At 64.7% G+C, this 15,224-nt stretch carries 13 protein-coding genes and 1 pseudogene; 7 read left to right on the forward strand and 7 right to left on the reverse strand.

The window, feature by feature from the left end:
* Positions 1 to 53: 53 nt before the first annotated feature.
* From ACYVKM_RS02390 to ACYVKM_RS02420, 7 genes and pseudogenes are all read right to left on the reverse strand, one after another.
* Positions 54 to 1,211, reverse strand: a complete 1,158-nt coding sequence (locus ACYVKM_RS02390; RefSeq protein ID WP_460875449.1) for an NAD(P)/FAD-dependent oxidoreductase — start codon at positions 1,209 to 1,211, stop codon at positions 54 to 56.
* Positions 1,208 to 2,446 (reverse strand): dicarboxylate/amino acid:cation symporter, encoded by a 1,239-nt coding sequence (locus ACYVKM_RS02395; protein ID WP_460875451.1) that lies wholly within the window; start codon positions 2,444 to 2,446, stop codon positions 1,208 to 1,210. The genes ACYVKM_RS02390 and ACYVKM_RS02395 overlap by 4 nt, the downstream gene beginning before the upstream one ends.
* Positions 2,443 to 3,219: a L,D-transpeptidase family protein gene (locus ACYVKM_RS02400; protein ID WP_460876498.1), complete on the reverse strand. Its 777-nt coding sequence runs from the start codon at positions 3,217 to 3,219 to the stop codon at positions 2,443 to 2,445. The genes ACYVKM_RS02395 and ACYVKM_RS02400 overlap by 4 nt, the downstream gene beginning before the upstream one ends.
* A 51-nt stretch (positions 3,220 to 3,270) precedes the next feature.
* Positions 3,271 to 4,128, reverse strand: coding sequence for a MurR/RpiR family transcriptional regulator (locus ACYVKM_RS02405; RefSeq protein ID WP_460875452.1), 858 nt, complete (start codon positions 4,126 to 4,128; stop codon positions 3,271 to 3,273).
* Entirely contained in the window at positions 4,128 to 5,225 is a 1,098-nt protein-coding gene (locus tag ACYVKM_RS02410; protein WP_460875454.1) for a dipeptide epimerase, read from the reverse strand. Before ACYVKM_RS02410 ends, ACYVKM_RS02405 begins: the two co-directional genes overlap by 1 nt.
* 54 nt (positions 5,226 to 5,279) lie before the next feature.
* The gene (locus ACYVKM_RS02415) at positions 5,280 to 6,680 is read right to left on the reverse strand and encodes a C40 family peptidase (protein WP_460875456.1); all 1,401 of its coding nucleotides are present in this window, start codon (positions 6,678 to 6,680) and stop codon (positions 5,280 to 5,282) included.
* 11 nt (positions 6,681 to 6,691) lie between these two features.
* A pseudogene (locus ACYVKM_RS02420) lies at positions 6,692 to 6,913 on the reverse strand (DUF819 family protein); the annotation flags it as partial.
* A gap of 377 nt (positions 6,914 to 7,290) precedes the next feature.
* On the opposite strand from ACYVKM_RS02420, the gene ACYVKM_RS02425 reads away from it, so the two are divergent.
* From ACYVKM_RS02425 to ACYVKM_RS02455, 7 genes are all read left to right on the forward strand, one after another.
* Positions 7,291 to 8,745 carry a transglutaminase-like domain-containing protein gene (locus ACYVKM_RS02425; protein WP_460875457.1) on the forward strand — a complete coding sequence of 485 codons (1,455 nt, stop codon included), beginning with the start codon at positions 7,291 to 7,293 and terminating at the stop codon, positions 8,743 to 8,745.
* A 116-nt stretch (positions 8,746 to 8,861) separates the two neighbouring features.
* Entirely contained in the window at positions 8,862 to 9,170 is a 309-nt protein-coding gene (locus ACYVKM_RS02430; RefSeq protein WP_460875458.1) for a hypothetical protein, read from the forward strand.
* A gap of 5 nt (positions 9,171 to 9,175) precedes the next feature.
* Complete coding sequence (lysA, locus tag ACYVKM_RS02435; RefSeq protein WP_460875459.1) at positions 9,176 to 10,462, forward strand: diaminopimelate decarboxylase; 1,287 nt, start codon at positions 9,176 to 9,178, stop codon at positions 10,460 to 10,462.
* A 13-nt stretch (positions 10,463 to 10,475) separates the two neighbouring features.
* Positions 10,476 to 11,687: a dipeptidase gene (locus ACYVKM_RS02440; RefSeq protein ID WP_460875461.1), complete on the forward strand. Its 1,212-nt coding sequence runs from the start codon at positions 10,476 to 10,478 to the stop codon at positions 11,685 to 11,687.
* A gap of 4 nt (positions 11,688 to 11,691) precedes the next feature.
* Positions 11,692 to 13,299, forward strand: a complete 1,608-nt coding sequence (locus ACYVKM_RS02445; protein ID WP_460875462.1) for a serine hydrolase — start codon at positions 11,692 to 11,694, stop codon at positions 13,297 to 13,299.
* A 3-nt stretch (positions 13,300 to 13,302) separates the two neighbouring features.
* Positions 13,303 to 14,019 carry a M15 family metallopeptidase gene (locus tag ACYVKM_RS02450; RefSeq protein ID WP_460875464.1) on the forward strand — a complete coding sequence of 239 codons (717 nt, stop codon included), beginning with the start codon at positions 13,303 to 13,305 and terminating at the stop codon, positions 14,017 to 14,019.
* Between the two features lie 151 nt (positions 14,020 to 14,170).
* Positions 14,171 to 15,223 carry a serine hydrolase domain-containing protein gene (locus tag ACYVKM_RS02455; protein ID WP_460875466.1) on the forward strand — a complete coding sequence of 351 codons (1,053 nt, stop codon included), beginning with the start codon at positions 14,171 to 14,173 and terminating at the stop codon, positions 15,221 to 15,223.
* Position 15,224: the final 1 nt, after the last annotated feature.

Here is a 15,224-nt window from a genome sequence, read left to right on the forward strand (position 1 = left end):
ACTTCGGTGGTAAACGCGTGGGTCGGTAGCGAACAGGAAGCATCGAATGGGCTTCATGACATGGCGCTCCTGTCCAGATGAGCAGCCCGCGGAGCAAGCATGTCGGCAGACACGCCCGCATCGACCAGCGCCGAAGGCAACGGCCTTCCCAGCGCCAGGTGGGCACAGGCCTCGCCCATCGCGGCACAGGTCTGGATGCCGTAGCCGCCTTGTGCAGCGATCCAGAAGAAGCCCTGCGCATCGGTGGCGAAACCGCCGACCAGATCGCCGTCGGCGACGAACGAGCGCAGCCCGGCCCAGGTACGGCGAGGACGACGGATGGTCATCGTGGTGGCTTCCTCGATGCGATGGATGCCGAGCGCGATGTCGTATTCCTCCGGCTGCACGTCATGCGGTTGCACCGGATCGGCATTGGCGCAGGAACCCAGCAGCAGGCCGGCATCGGGCTTGAAGTAGAAGCTCTCGTCGAAACTGGTGATGAAGGGCCAGTGCGAGGTCTTCAGGTTTTCCGGCGCATCGAACACGAATGCCGATCGACGTTTCGGCGTGATGCCGATCGGCATCACGCCCGCCATCGCCGCCACCTGATCGACCCACGCGCCCGCTGCGTTGAGCAGCAACGGTGCGCGAAACACCTGCTCGCCATCGTCGACCGTCCAACCCTGGGTATCGCGGACGATCGCACGGATGCCGACATTCAGGCGCAACTGCCCGCCGCGCGTGCGCATTCCGCGCAGAAAGCCCTGGTGCAGTTCGTTGACGTCGATGTCCGCGGCACCGGGCTCGTGCAATCCTATCTGCGCAAATTCCGGTTTCAGCACTGGCACGGTGTCGAGCAGTTTCTTTGCATCACGCAGCTCGACATCACGGGTGAACGGCGCGATCGCATCGTGCAATGCGAGCACCTTCTCGACCTGTTCGGCGGTGCCGATGATGGTGGAACCGCGTGCCGAGATAATCGGCTGCGCCGCGAAGCCTGCCGGCGGCTGCGCGAGAAACGGGCGCGTGGCACGGGTAAGCATGCGTACCTGCGGCGAGCCGTAGGTTTCGCTGAACAGCGCCGCCGAGCGGCCGGTGGAATGCATCCCCGCATACGCTTCGCGCTCGAGTACCAGCACGCGTGCATGCGGCGCCATGAAGTACGCGACCGAGGCGCCGGCGATGCCTGCGCCGATCACGATGGCATCGAAGTCGGTGGTACGTTCGCTCATGCGATATCACGCCTCGATTGATGCGCCACCACACTGGTGGCAGTGAGATCGGCGGTGACGTTGCCCAGCGTCGCGAGCGCGTCCGGGACGGTGTCGACCGCAAGCATCAGACCGAGCGGCCCCAACGGCAGACCCATCGCCTGCGCCACCGGCAGGTTGGTGGCGATGAATGTGACCTGCCCCGGCAAACCGACCGAGCCCAGGCTGATCACCACCGCCAGCAAGGCGCCGGTCAACAGCTGCGCCGCGGAGAGATCGATGCCGTAGGCCCAGGCGATGAAGGCCGCGGATGTCATGTACTGCACCGGACTGGTGAGGCGGAACAACGAGACCGCCATGGGCAATACCAGCGCGGTGACGGGCGCGGGGTAACCGAGCTCGCGGTCCGCGCTCTCCAGCATCGCCGGCAGCGAAGCCAGGGAGGATTGCGTGCTCACCGCAACGGCCTGAGCCGGCAGCAGCGCCGCGACGAATCGGCGAATGCGTTCGCCGCCGAAGAACATCGCCACCGGCAGCATCATCAACGCCACCGCCAGATACAGCAGACATTCGACCAGCACGTACACGGCGAGTGCGCTGAGCATGCCAAGGCCGGCGCGTGCGCACACCGAAAGAATCAGCGCGAACACACCCAGCGGCGCCGCCCACAACACCCAGCGCACGATCACGATCATGGCGTCGGCGATCGCCTGGAAAAACTCCACCAGCATGGTGCGACGCGCAGGCATGATCTGGGTCAGCGCAAAGCCGAGGAACAAGGCGAACACCACCAGTGGCAGCATCGCGCTCTGCGCCGCGGCCATGATCGCGTTGTTCGGCACGATCGCAACCAGCGCATCGACCCAGCCTGCCGGCGCCGTCTGCGCCGCCGGCAATACCGCAGCGTGATCCAGCGCCGCCGCCAGCGTCGGGTTATGCGGAAACAGTCGAAACACCCACGGCGCGGCCAGCGCGGTGAACAACGCACCCAACGTCAGCAGCACGATGAACGCCACGATCGCCCGACGCGCGATGCGACCCGATGCCGCCGCGTCGGTGGCGGTGTTCACCCCGATCACCACCAGGGCCAGCACCAGTGGCACCACGGTCATCTGCAACGCGTTCAACCACAGCTTGCCGAGTGGCTGCGCGACATTGGCGACCTTCAGCGCCATGACCGGATGCCACGCGGCGAGCAGCAGACCGACGACAGCGCCTGCCGCCAGACCCACGAGCACGCGACTGGTCGGGCTCATCGTGCGGAATCCTTCGCTGCGACGAGCGGCAGCTTCCAGTCGGCACGCACCTTCAGATAGGCATCTTGCGGCAGCAGCACGAATACCGGTTCCTGTTCCGGCTTCAGCCATGCGACCAGCGATTCCATCACCGACGGCGTCATCGCCGTGCAGCCGGTGGTGGCGTCGGTCGGCGATTTCCACAGATGGCCGAAGATGCAGCTTCCGGCCAGCGGCCTGGCCTGGGGATTCTGTTCGATATTGAAGCCCAGCCGATAGCGTTGATCGCCATTGACATGGATGTCCCGACGCATCGGTTCGGTGGAACCTTTCACCGCGGCCTCGCCGACCACCTTCGCGTCGACGATGCGGTTGTATTGCGCGGCACCGCTCACGTCCACGCAGTAGTCGGTGGCGGTCAGCGCGCGATACGGCATGGACGTGTCGGCCTTGTTCGCGTAGCCGAAGACCGTGCCGATGCGGAACACGCCAGCCGGACTGCGATTGTCGCCCTCGTGCTTCACCGGCCCGTCCGTGCGCGGCGCATTCAGGCCAAGCCCCCAGCCGGCGCCGTTGCGGCCGATCGTCACCGGCGCGTCGATGCCCGCGGCAACCCAGCCGCGCTTCCCGCGGGTGAAGGTACGCAGCGTGCCGTGATCGCTGTTCCAGTCAGCCACGGTGACCAGCACCAACTGCCGCGACGACTGCCACGCATCGGCCTCGGCCGCGTGCAGATCGCCGACCATGAAGGCCGCGCAGAATGCCAGCGATGCGATACCTGTTACGAGACGCAAATGGAAAGAGCGTGGAAACGACATGTGGATTCGCCTTGAAAGTGACGGCAACTACGGCTCGAGCATCTGCTGGATGCGGTCGAGGTTGGCCCGCAACTGGGCATGACGGTCGTCGTGCCCTTCGCACAGCAACATGAACACGTTGTCCAGCAGATGCTGTAGCGCCGACTGGTAAAGCAGTGGCTGGATGTACGGCAGCTCGTCGTGGGCCGACACCAGCAGCGCGAGGTCGGACAGCGTGCGCAGCGGATTGGCGGTATGCCGCGTGACCGAAATGACCTTGCCGCGGCGCTCACGGAAATAGCGGCTGATCTTGCACAGCGCCGGATGGTTGCCGTGCTCGGAGAACACCAGCAGCACATCACCCTGCCCCGCCGCGGAGACATTCGCGGTCATCCGCGCGGTGTCGAAATTGTGCACGGTGAGTATGCCCAGCAGCGACAGCCGAAGGGCAAAATTCCGCGCGTAGATGTCGTCCTCGCCCAGGCCGATGATGAAGACCTTGCCGGCCCGGCCAGCCTGCTCGATGGTGTCAGCCACTTCCTGGATGGTGGCAGGCGAGTTGATCAGTCGGGTGGCTTCCTCGGCCTCCGATTTGCGTCGCCACAGGTTCTCCGCCAGCGACCCGCCTTGCTCGCCGCTGGCCGATGTCGCGACCTGCAGCGCATCGCCGTTGTCGGCTCGTGCGTTGGCCTCGCCGATCGAATATTTCAGGTCGGGATAGCCCTTGAAACCGAGCTTCTGGGTGAACTTGACCACGCTGGACTGGCTGATGCCCAACGCGTTCGCGAGCTGTTGCGAGGAGTAATCGCGCAGCAGCTGTGCGTTCTCCAGGATGAAGTCGGCAATGCGCCGCTCCACCGCCGACATCTGGTCGCGCTCCGAGCGGATTTTGACCAGGGGCGACATCACTCTTCGACCCTTTCAAGCCCGCGGATTTCACGGATGCCCAGGCCGGGCGCCTCGGTCACCGAAATTTCCGACTCGTTGAAGATGACCCCGCCATCAATCGGATTGAACTTGGCCAGCGAGGGCCCGTCCAGGTCGACCTTGGTGATCACATCCGACTTGGCCACCGCCACGTGCACCGCCGCGGCCACGCTGATGCTGGTTTCCAGCATGCAGCCGATCATGCATTCGATGCCGTGCATCGCGGCTATGTCGGCGATGCGGATCGCGTTGGAGATGCCACCGGTCTTCATCAGCTTGATGTTGATGATGTCGGCTGCGCGCATGCGGATCAGCTCGATCACCTCCATCGGGCCGAACACGCTCTCGTCGGCCATCACCGGCGTGTGCACGCGTTCGGTCACGTAGCGCATGCCGGCCAGGTCGCGTGCCTTCACCGGCTGCTCGATCAGCTCCAGCTTGATGCCGGCATCTTCCAGCGTCTGCAGCGCATACACCGCCTGCTTGGCGGTCCAGCCCTGGTTGGCGTCCAGCCGCAGCAGCGCGCGGCCTTCGACGGCGGTGTAGATCGCGCGCACGCGCTCGATGTCCACGCCGATGTCCTTGCCGACCTTGATCTTCAGCGATTCGAAACCACGCTCCACCGCCGCCACCGAATCGGCCACCATCTTGTCGATGTAGTCGACGCTGATGGTGATATCGGTGGTGATCGCCGGATCGCCGCCGCCGAGCAGCTTGTACAGCGGCGCCTTGTAGAGCTGGCCCCACAGGTCGTAGATCGCGATCTCCACCGCCGCCTTGGCGCTGGTGTTCTTTTCCATCGCACCCTGGATCAGCTGGGTGATGCGGTTGAGGTCGGCCACGTCCATCCCGATCAGCCGCGGCGAGATGTAGTGGCGGATCGCGTCGATGATCGAGCCATGCGTGTCGCCGGTGATCACTGCCGTCGCCGGCGCCTCGCCGTAGCCGATGTTGCCATCGTCGGTATGCACCATCACCACGATGTCCTCGATCGTGGATACCGTGCGCAGGGCGGTCTTGAACGGCGTCTTCAGCGGCACACGCAGCATGCCGAAGGTGATGTTGGTGATTTTCATGAGGCAATCTTCATGGAGTCCGTATCCTGTTGTTCTTGAAGCCGCATGCGGCGATCAGCGGCGAATGCGTACGATGCTGGTCATGCGGTCGACGTAGGTCTGGTGGTCGTTGAACTGGTTCGGCAGCAGCGGCATGACCGCCACCGAATTGAGCTTGACGTGGCCAAAGCTGCCGTCGCTCTTGCGATACGTCATGCCGCCGACGTCGTTGATCACATAGGGTTGACCGTCGCGCTGGCCGATCACCATCATCACGTGGCCGGGGATGTAGACCAGGTCGCCGACCTGCAGCTCATGCGCCGCCTTGAGGCGTGCGTCGTGGCTGTCGGCCGCGGTGAATGTGCGGTGCTCGAGCGCCGGGCTGATCGCCTGCTTGCTGGTGTTGCGCGGCATCTGCACACCCATGCTGCGGTAGACGTCGGAGACGAAACCGCTGCAGTCGCGACCATCGTAATCGTGGCCCCAGCCATAGCGTTCGCCGAGAAACTTGAAGGCCTGGCGGATGATGTTGGCCGGCGTCAGCGGCAGGTAATCGGCTGCGCTGTCGGCGTTCTTCTGCAGCAAGGCCGGCGTGAACTGCAACGTGCCGTCGGCAGCTCGCAGCGGCAGCTGCAGGACATACGTCGCGTACGGCGTCTGACCGTTGACCGGCTGGTCCGGCGGCAGATCGACCTGCAGCGGCACCCGCGTGCTCATGTCGAGCTGCAACTGCGATACACCAGGCACCTCGCGGGTAAATACGGTGCGCTCGGTGGCGCCGGTGATCACCCGATACGGCGTCTTGTCCGCATAGCCGAATACCTGTGCCGCGCTGCCTTCGGCGATGTTCTCCTTGCGGGTCCATGCGGCGTAGCGCGGGCTCATCACGAACAGCCACTGGCCGTCGCGGCTGGCGTGCAGGATCACCACCGGCACGCCGGGGAACTCGGCGGTCTCCTGGAAGCGGTCGATGTCGGTGTCGCCCTTGTGGCTGAACACGCGCAGATCGGTGGGGAACGTGCGGAACAGCGCGCGCCGCACCACCAGGCCGTAACGCGTGTCCTGCCGGGCGGGGATGGCCGCCAGCGCGAGATTGTCGGCCATCGCATCCAGTGCCGTCGCCGGCACCGGCTTGCCGTCCACGTCGTAGAGCGGATGCTCGGGCCGCACCGACAGCTCGTTGATCCAGCCGGCCACCTGCTCGTGCGACAGCGACTTCGGCAATGCGCGCAAGTCGTGCATCGACGGATCGGTCTGCAACAGTTTCGCGTTCTCCGCCTCGATCTCCGCCCGGGTCAGGATCACCCGGTCCGGCTGCTTCTGCAGGCCGATCCAGTAGTCGGGGGTGAGCTGCGCGTCGCCCACGCCCATCACGCCGGACGGCGGGATCGCGCCGGTCGCAACGCTGTCGCGCGCGTGCAGCGGCGCGACGAGTCCGATGGCAAGCAGCAGCGTGGCGAAGAGTGGAATTCGCATGATCATGTTCCTCAGAGAGAGCCGCCTCGCGGCCCGGCCAGCGCGGACATCACGGCAGCCACCAGCAGGCCGAAGCCGGTGCCGATGATGTAGCCCAGCAGGGCGCGCACCGGTACCAGTGCGCGCGAATAACTCGGGGCCAGCACCGGCGTGGCGGCGACGCCGCCGATCTGCGCCAGCGACGAGATGTTGCAAAGGTAGAGGTCGAAGCGGAACAGCTTGGCGAAGCCCACGTAACGAACGGACAGGTGAGCACGATGGGCGGCAGCACATTGGAAATCCGCCAGTTGAATCCGCGCTCCGCAGCAGGAAACAGCCCGGCGGCCAGCAACATCACCGCCAGATATGGCCAAACCGTATGGATCACCAACGTCCCCTCTTTGGGTCGCCCATCAGCGTGGCCGGGCGATGGTTTCATATGAAAAGAATAGGTGATTCCTATCTGATTTGATCGAAGCATAAATTATTGACCGCGATTTGCAAGCATGTTACACAACAGTTTCAAGGGGCTCGGCGCGGGGCGTTTGACGGTGGGCATTCGATGATGATCAGGCTGCACCCGATCACGAACAGGGGACGCCAGCGTGCGGGGCTGCATGCGATTTTGCTGATGCTTCTGCTCGCTTCATCGCCGCTCTTTGCGGTCGAACAGGCGCCGCCCACGGCCATCGTTGCGCAGATCGATGCCGGTCATTTCAAGGCCGCCGATGCAGCGATTGCCGACGCGCTCAAGCAACCGAACCTGTCCGCCGGGCAGAAGCGCGCATTGCTTTTCCAGCGCGAGCGCATGCGCCGCATCCTGATCGATTTCACGCTGAGCGCCGACGACGTCAAGGCCCGCGTACGCAAGGAAATTCCCGACTTATCCGATGCCGAATTCGCCAAGTGGGATGCGGCCGGACTGTTCGAGCACCAGCTCATCGACGGTCGCACGCTGTACTTCAAGCGCTCACCGAGCAACCTGTTCCGCATCAGCCCCGAAGCCCTGGCGCGTCGCGCGGTGCAGACGCCGATCACCGGCGGTCCGATGGAAACGCTGAACGATCACCAGCGCGCGATCCGCAGCACGGCGCTGGCGGAACATCGCAGCAGCGTGCTGCCGCGGCGCATCCGCATGACGCAGATCCTCTCGGTGAAAGCCGATGCGGTGCCGGCCGGCCAGACGGTGCGGGCGTGGATTCCCTATCCGCGCGCCATACCCGGCCAGCAGGAGGACATCCGCTATGTCGCCAGCGAGCCGGCGAAGCACGAGATCGCTCCCGCGTCGGCCATGCAACGCACGGTATACCTGGAAAAACCGGCCAGGGCCGGACAGAAGACCGAGTTCTCGGTGACCTATGAGGTGACCCTGTACGCGCAATACCACGACATCGACGCGAGCAAGGTGACGGCGGAGAAAATCACGCCCGCGCTCGCACCGTTCGTCGCCGAACGGCCTCCGCATATTGTGTTCACCGACGCGATGCGCGCGTTCTCGCACAAGGTGGTCGGCGACGAGAAGAATCCGTATCGCATCGCGCAGAAGCTGTTCGCCGCGGTGGATCGCATTCCATGGGCCGGCGCGCGCGAGTACTCGACCATTTCCAACATCAGCGACTACGCGTTGCACGCCGGCCACGCCGACTGCGGCCAGCAGACGCTGCTGCTGATGACCCTGCTGCGCCTCAACGGCATTCCCACCCGCTGGCAGTCCGGCATGGTGTTCGCCGACGACGGCAAATACAACGACATCCACGACTGGGGCTATCTGTACCTCGCACCGTACGGATGGGTGCCGATGGACGTCACCACCGGCCGGCTGCAGCCCGGCCCCGGCGACGACAAGTCGCTGGAATGGTTCTACCTCGGCGGCCTCGACAACTACCGGCTCGCCTTCAACGACGACTTCGGGCAGGCATTTGTTCCAGCCAAGGAATATTTCCGCTCCGACAACGTCGATTCGCAACGCGGCGAAGCGGAATGGGGCGGCGGCAATCTCTATTTCGATCAGCTGAATTATGACTTCAAGTGGACGTTTCCAGCCGGACCGGAAGATGCCGGTGCGCACGGACGCAGCGGCGAATGACCAGCAGCTTTTCATGAGAGGCATCGACATCGTCGATGGAAGATGGGGATATGGGCAGCAGTCAGACTTTTCGCAGAACAGCATTTTGCATGGCGCCAGGCCCATGCCTCTCATCGATGGCCGTGCCGACCGCATTCGCCGACAACAAGCTGCCGTTCGATAGCGGCGACATGCGCGGAGAGCTGAGGATTTTCGACTTGCTCAACCAGCAACGCACGGCGCAGGTGGGCCGAAACCCGCAAAGCGGCATGGGCCAGTACACCGACAGCTTCCTGCAGCCGATCGTGTCCAGCCACCTCGCCACGCGCAGCTGTCGTTCTCCGCTGATTTCCGATGACTCCCCAATCGCGGCCCGCACCTTTGCGGGTCGTGTCTTTTTTCCAATCAAGCGATTTCGATTTGACCGGTCAGGTGACACTCCTTGATATCCATGACCCAGACATTCACGGCCACCTCGTCCCTTCCGGTGCCAGGCACGACCATCGACGGCGTCGATCTCGCCGCATTGACGGCGCAGCTCGGCACGCCGCTGCATGCCTATTCCGCCAGCGCGATCCGTTTGCGCATCGATGCATTGCAGACGGCACTGCATGGACTCGATGCCACCATCTGCTACGCCGTCAAGGCGAATCCCAACATGGCGATTCTGCACCTGATGGCACAGGCAGGCGTCGGCGCGGACATCGTTTCCGCCGGCGAGTTGCGCCGCTGCCTGCATGCCGGCATGCCCGCGGAACGCATCGTGTTTTCCGGGGTCGGCAAGAGCGAGGATGAAATAGCCGGCGCGCTCGACGTCGGCATCCAGCGCTTCAACGTCGAATCGCATGACGAATTGCTCACCCTGCAACGGCTCGCTAAAGCGCGGCAGATGACGGCATGTGCCGCGGTACGCATCAATCCGGATGTCGACGCACAGACCCACGCGAAGATCTCCACCGGCAAGTCGGAGAACAAGTTCGGCGTAAGCATCGACGAGGCGCGCCGCTGGTTCGCCGACCGCAAGCAGCTTTCGCACGTCAGGCTGGATGGTCTGCATGTGCACATCGGTTCGCAGATTCTCTCGCTGGAACCCTACCGAATGGCGCTCGCCAGGGTCGCCGAGTTCTGGCGCGAGCTGGTGCAGGCCGGGCATCCGGTCAACAGCATCGATGTCGGCGGCGGACTCGGCGTGTGCTATCGCGCCGGCACGGATCATCCGATCGCGGCGGCCGACTATGTCGCCGTGATCCGCGAGGCACTGGCCGGCTATCGAGGCAGATTGCTGCTGGAACCCGGGCGCTATCTGGTGGCCGAGGCCGGTGTGCTGCTGACCCGCGTGCTGCGCATCAAGCAGGGTGAAGCGCGCCAGTTCCTGGTGCTCGACGCGGCCATGAACGACCTGCAGCGGCCGAGCCTGTACGACGCCTGGCACGACATCGTGCCGGTGCGCGACGATCCGTCGCGGGCGATGGCCACGTACGACATCGTCGGCCCGGTATGCGAAACCGGCGATACCTTCGCGCGTTCACGCGAGCTGTCCGAGTGCGTGGCGGGCGACCTGTTGATGATCAAGGCCACCGGAGCGTACGGTGCTTCGATGGCTTCCACCTACAACTCGCGGCCGCTGGCGGCCGAAGTGATGCTCGACAAGGGCCGCTATGCCGTGGTCCGTCGACGCCAGCACTTCGAGGACATGATCGCCGGCGAACAGCCGGCTCGAAACTGGCAAACGACTTGAATGGGAAAGCCACATGACATCCATCGCACGCATCGCCACCCTTGCCACGCTGACCCTGGCCTGCACGTTTCCCGCACTGGCGCAGCAGGATCCGCCGATCACCATCGACACGCATGTCGACATTCCGTTCTCCTACATGCGAGAACCGCGTTTCGATGTCGGCAAGCCCACACCGCTATTGGTCGACCTGGGCAAGATGGAGCGTGGCGGACTGAATGCCGCGTTCTTCGTGGTCTGGGTGCCGCAGCACAAGCTCGATGCAGCAGGCTACGCCAAGGCAGTGGCGCAGGCCGAGCAGAAGTACGACGACATCGGCCGCATGCTGATGCAGTATCCCGACCGCATCCGCCTGGCCACCACGCCGGAGCAGTTGCTGGCCAACCACAAGGCCGGCCTGCTGTCGGCGACGATCGAGATCGAGAACGGCTACTCGCTCGGTCACGACATCCATCGCCTCGATGCCGCCTACGATCGCGGCGCACGCTCGATCGGGCTCGCCCATGTCGGCAACAACGACCTGTGCACCAGCTCGCTGCCCGACACGGAACACGGCGAGCCGGCGATGAACAGCGCCGGCGACACCGGCATGAGCGACTTCGGCCGTGCCGTGGTGAAGCGCGCCAACCAGCTCGGCATGCTGGTCGATGTCTCGCACTCGTCGGACGCCTGCGTGCGCGAGGTGCTCAAGCTGTCCACGGCGCCGGTCTACGCCTCGCACTCCGGTGCCCGCGCCGTGCTCGACCACCCGCGCAACCTGCCCGACGACCTGCTGCGCGCGATCGCCGCCAAGGGCGGCGTGGTCGACGCGGTGGCCTACAAGGAATTCCTGAAGCATGACCCGGGCCGCGAGGCCGCCGAAAAGAAACTGCAGAACGCCATCGCGAAGCAGCTCGGCGACAAGGAGTACGACAGCGACAAGGACGACTACCTGCCGGCGATGGACAAGGGCATGGCCGAGATCCAGAAGGAGTACCCGCTGGCCACGCTGGACGACTACATGAACCAGATCCAGCACATGGTGAAGGTGGCCGGCATCGACCACGTCGGCATCGCCTCCGACTTCGACGGCGGCGGCGGCATCACCGGCTGGGCCAACGCCGGCGAGACACGCAACGTCACCGCCGCCCTGCGCAAGCGCGGCTTCAGCGACGCCGACATCGCCAAGCTGTGGGGCGGCAACCTGCTGCGCGTGTGGCGCGAGGTCGACCGCGATGCGCAGCACTGACACGATGCGCAGCGCATCTCGCCTCTTGCGCCCTCCTCTGCGACGCAGGGGAGGATTGGGGAGGGGTGCTTTTCCGCTCGCGCTTTTGTTCCTGCTCGTCACTCTGGGCGCTACCGCACGCCCCGCCAATCCCACCTACGACAAGCTCGTCGATGCCGTGGTCGCCCGCTATCACCTGCCCGGCATCGTCGTCGGCGTGATCGAGGACGGCAAGGTGGTCTACACCCGCACGTCGGGCGAACTCGTCGCCGGTTCGGGCGAGAAGGTCAATGCGCAAACGCTGTTCAAGATCGCCTCCAACAGCAAGGCGATGACCACCGCCCTGCTCGGCCGGCTGGTCGACCAGGGCAAGCTGCACTGGGACGATCCGGTAACGAAATACCTGCCGCAGTTCCGCATGCACGATCCCTGGGTCACGCAACAGATGCGCGTGGCCGACCTGCTCACCCATTCCAGTGGCCTGCCCGAGGGCGGTGGCGACCTGATGCTGTGGCCGGAGCCGAACGACTTCACCCGCGCGGACATCATCCATGGCCTGGCCTACATCAAGCCGGGCTACAGCTTTCGCTCGCAGTACCAGTACGACAACCTGCTCTACGTGGTGGCCGGCGAAGTGGCCGCGGCTGCCGGCGGCGCGCCGTACGAGACGCTGATGCATCGCGAGGTGTTCGAGCCGCTGGGCCTTGCACGCTGCCAGGTCGGCCAGTGGAACCGCGATGCCGTCGGCAACGTGGCGCAACCGCACCGGCAGGAAAACGGCCGCAACATCGCGATGCGCGAAGACGGTGCCGTGGTGCCGGCGATCACCTCGGATGCCGCCGGCGGCATCCGCTGCGATCTCGACGACATGCTGGCCTGGGCACGCAACTGGCTCGACCCCACTCCGGCGCAACTGGCATGGCTGTCGCCGGCGCAGCGCCGGATACTGCAATCGCCGCACATGCTGATTCCGGTGTCCGCACAGCGCCGCGCATGGGACAACTCGCACGTGATGGCCTACGGCTACGGCTGGCGCATGACCGATGTCGATGGCCAGTGGCTGGTCTGGCATACCGGCACGCTGAGCGGCATGTATTCGATGCTGGCGTTGCTGCCGGATCGCAAGGACGGCTTCGTGTTCATGATCAACGGCGAAGCCGACGATGCGCGCACCGTGCTCGGCGAAGTGCTGACCAAGCACTTCACCGCACCCGGCGAACAACACGACGTGAACTGGTATGCCGACGCGCTCGAACACGCCGCGGAACAGCATGCAGGGAAATCGCCGGCGCCGGATACCTCGGCGCAACGGCCAGCCACCGCGGCCGAGTTGGCGACGTGGACGGGCATCTATCGCGACCCGTGGTTCGGCGATGTCTCGCTGTGCCCGCACGATGGCCAGGTGCATTTCGCCGCCTCGAAATCGCCGAAGCTTGCCGGCAGCGTGATGCGCCTGGGTTCACGCTATCTGGTGCATTGGGACCATGTCGGCGAGCTGGATGCGTGGCTGGATTTCCACGCGGCGCAGGGCACGCAACCGATCACGCTGACCATGGCCAAGACCGATCCGCAGGGCGACTTCAGTTCCGACTATGAAGACCTGCATTTCAGCCGCGTACAGGAGTGCCACTGAGCCATGCGAATGCTTTCCGCCACGCTTCTGCTTGCGGCAACGGTGTTTTGCTGCAGCGTCGATGCCGACCAGCCACCGCAACTTTCACCGGCGAAAACCGCCGCCGCGGCCGGGCTGGTCGATATCCGCACGCTGGTGCCGGACATCGCCGAAAACATCCACTACGCCGGCAGCGACAATTTCGTCGGGCGCCCGGTGGACGGCTACCGCGCGCCGAAATGTTTCCTTCAGCGCCAGGCCGCCGAGGCACTGGCGCGCGTCGAACGCGACCTGCGCCCGCAACACCTGCGCCTGAAGATCTGGGACTGCTACCGTCCGGCCCGCGCAGTGGCGGATTTCGTGCGCTGGGCACACGACCTCGGCGACCAGCGCACCAAGCCGGCGCACTATCCGCGACTGGACAAGGGTGCGCTGCTGGGCGACTACATCGCGCCAGTCTCCGGCCACAGCCGCGGCGGCACGGTCGATCTCACCATGGAACGCTGCGCGGCGGACGGCACGCATTGCATGCCGCTCGACATGGGCACCGATTTCGATTTCTTCGACGTGCGTGCGCATACCGATGCACCCGACGTCACGCCGCTGCAGCACCGCAACCGCCTGCTCCTGCGCTCAGCGATGGAACATGGCGGTTTCGTCAACTACACGATGGAATGGTGGCACTACACGCTGACGCCGGAACCGACGCCGCACACGATCTACGACGTACCCGTGCAGTAACTCAGCTTTTCCCCTCTCCCTGCGGGAGAGAGTACCCGCAGGGCGGGTGAGGGTTCGGGCGGAGCGCAGCACCTCGCGCTGGCCGAATCTTCTCCCCAACCCCTCCCCCAAAGGGGAGAGGCTCAACAAGCTTCACGCACGGAGACTCGCCATGCGCCTCGCCATGTTGTTCGCTTCGCTCTTGTTCGTCGTCTGCTCGACGCACGCAGCAACATCCGACGCGATCCAGAACGCCAACCGCCTGATGCAGCCATACACCGGCGACGTACCCGGCGCCGTGCTGCTGGTGATCAGGAACGGTGTTCCGCTGATCCGCCGCGGCTACGGCATGGCGAACCTCGAACAACATATGGCGGCCGCGCCCGACACCAACTATCGGCTCGCCTCGGTGACCAAGCAGTTCACCGCCGCGTCGATCCTGCTGCTGGCCGAGGACGGCAAGCTGAAGCTCGACGATTCGATCCGTCACTGGTTGCCGTCACTGCCGCCCATGACCGACAAGGTCACCTTGCGCGAGCTGCTCAGCCACACCGGCGGCCTGATCGACTATGAAGACCTGATGCCGGCTAACACCACCGAACAGCTCAACGACAACGACGTGCTGCGGATGCTCTCGGCCAGCACGAAAAGCTATTTCGCGCCCGGCACTGCCTACCGCTACAGCAACTCCGGCTACGTGCTGCTCGGCCTGGTGGTGGAGAAAGCGTCGGGCGAAAGCCTGCCCGCGTTCATGCAACAGCGCATCTTCAAGCCGCTGCACATGGACCACACTCTGTTGTATGTGCGTGGCGGCCCCGAAGTGAGTCATCGCGCCTACGGCTACAGCGAGGAGAACGGCGTGTGGAAGCGCACCGACCAGGACCTCACCAGTGCCACCCGTGGCGATGGCGGCATCTATTCCTCGATCGACGACCTGGCGAAGTGGGACGCCGCGCTGTACGACAACCGCCTGCTCAGCAATGCCTCGCGCAAGCTGGCCTTCAGCCCGCACGCGAAAGTGGTCGGCGAGCCCTATGAAGCCAGCTACGGTTTCGGCTGGCGCATCACCGGCGACACGCTGTGGCACTCGGGCGAGAGCATCGGTTTCCGCAACGTGATCGTGCGCTGGCCGAAACAGCATCTCACCATCATCCTGCTCAGCAACCGCAACGACCCGGAACCGTATCGCACGGTGCTGGCGATTGCCGAACCTTTTCTGCATTGAT

This window comes from Rhodanobacter koreensis, assembly GCF_054782855.1.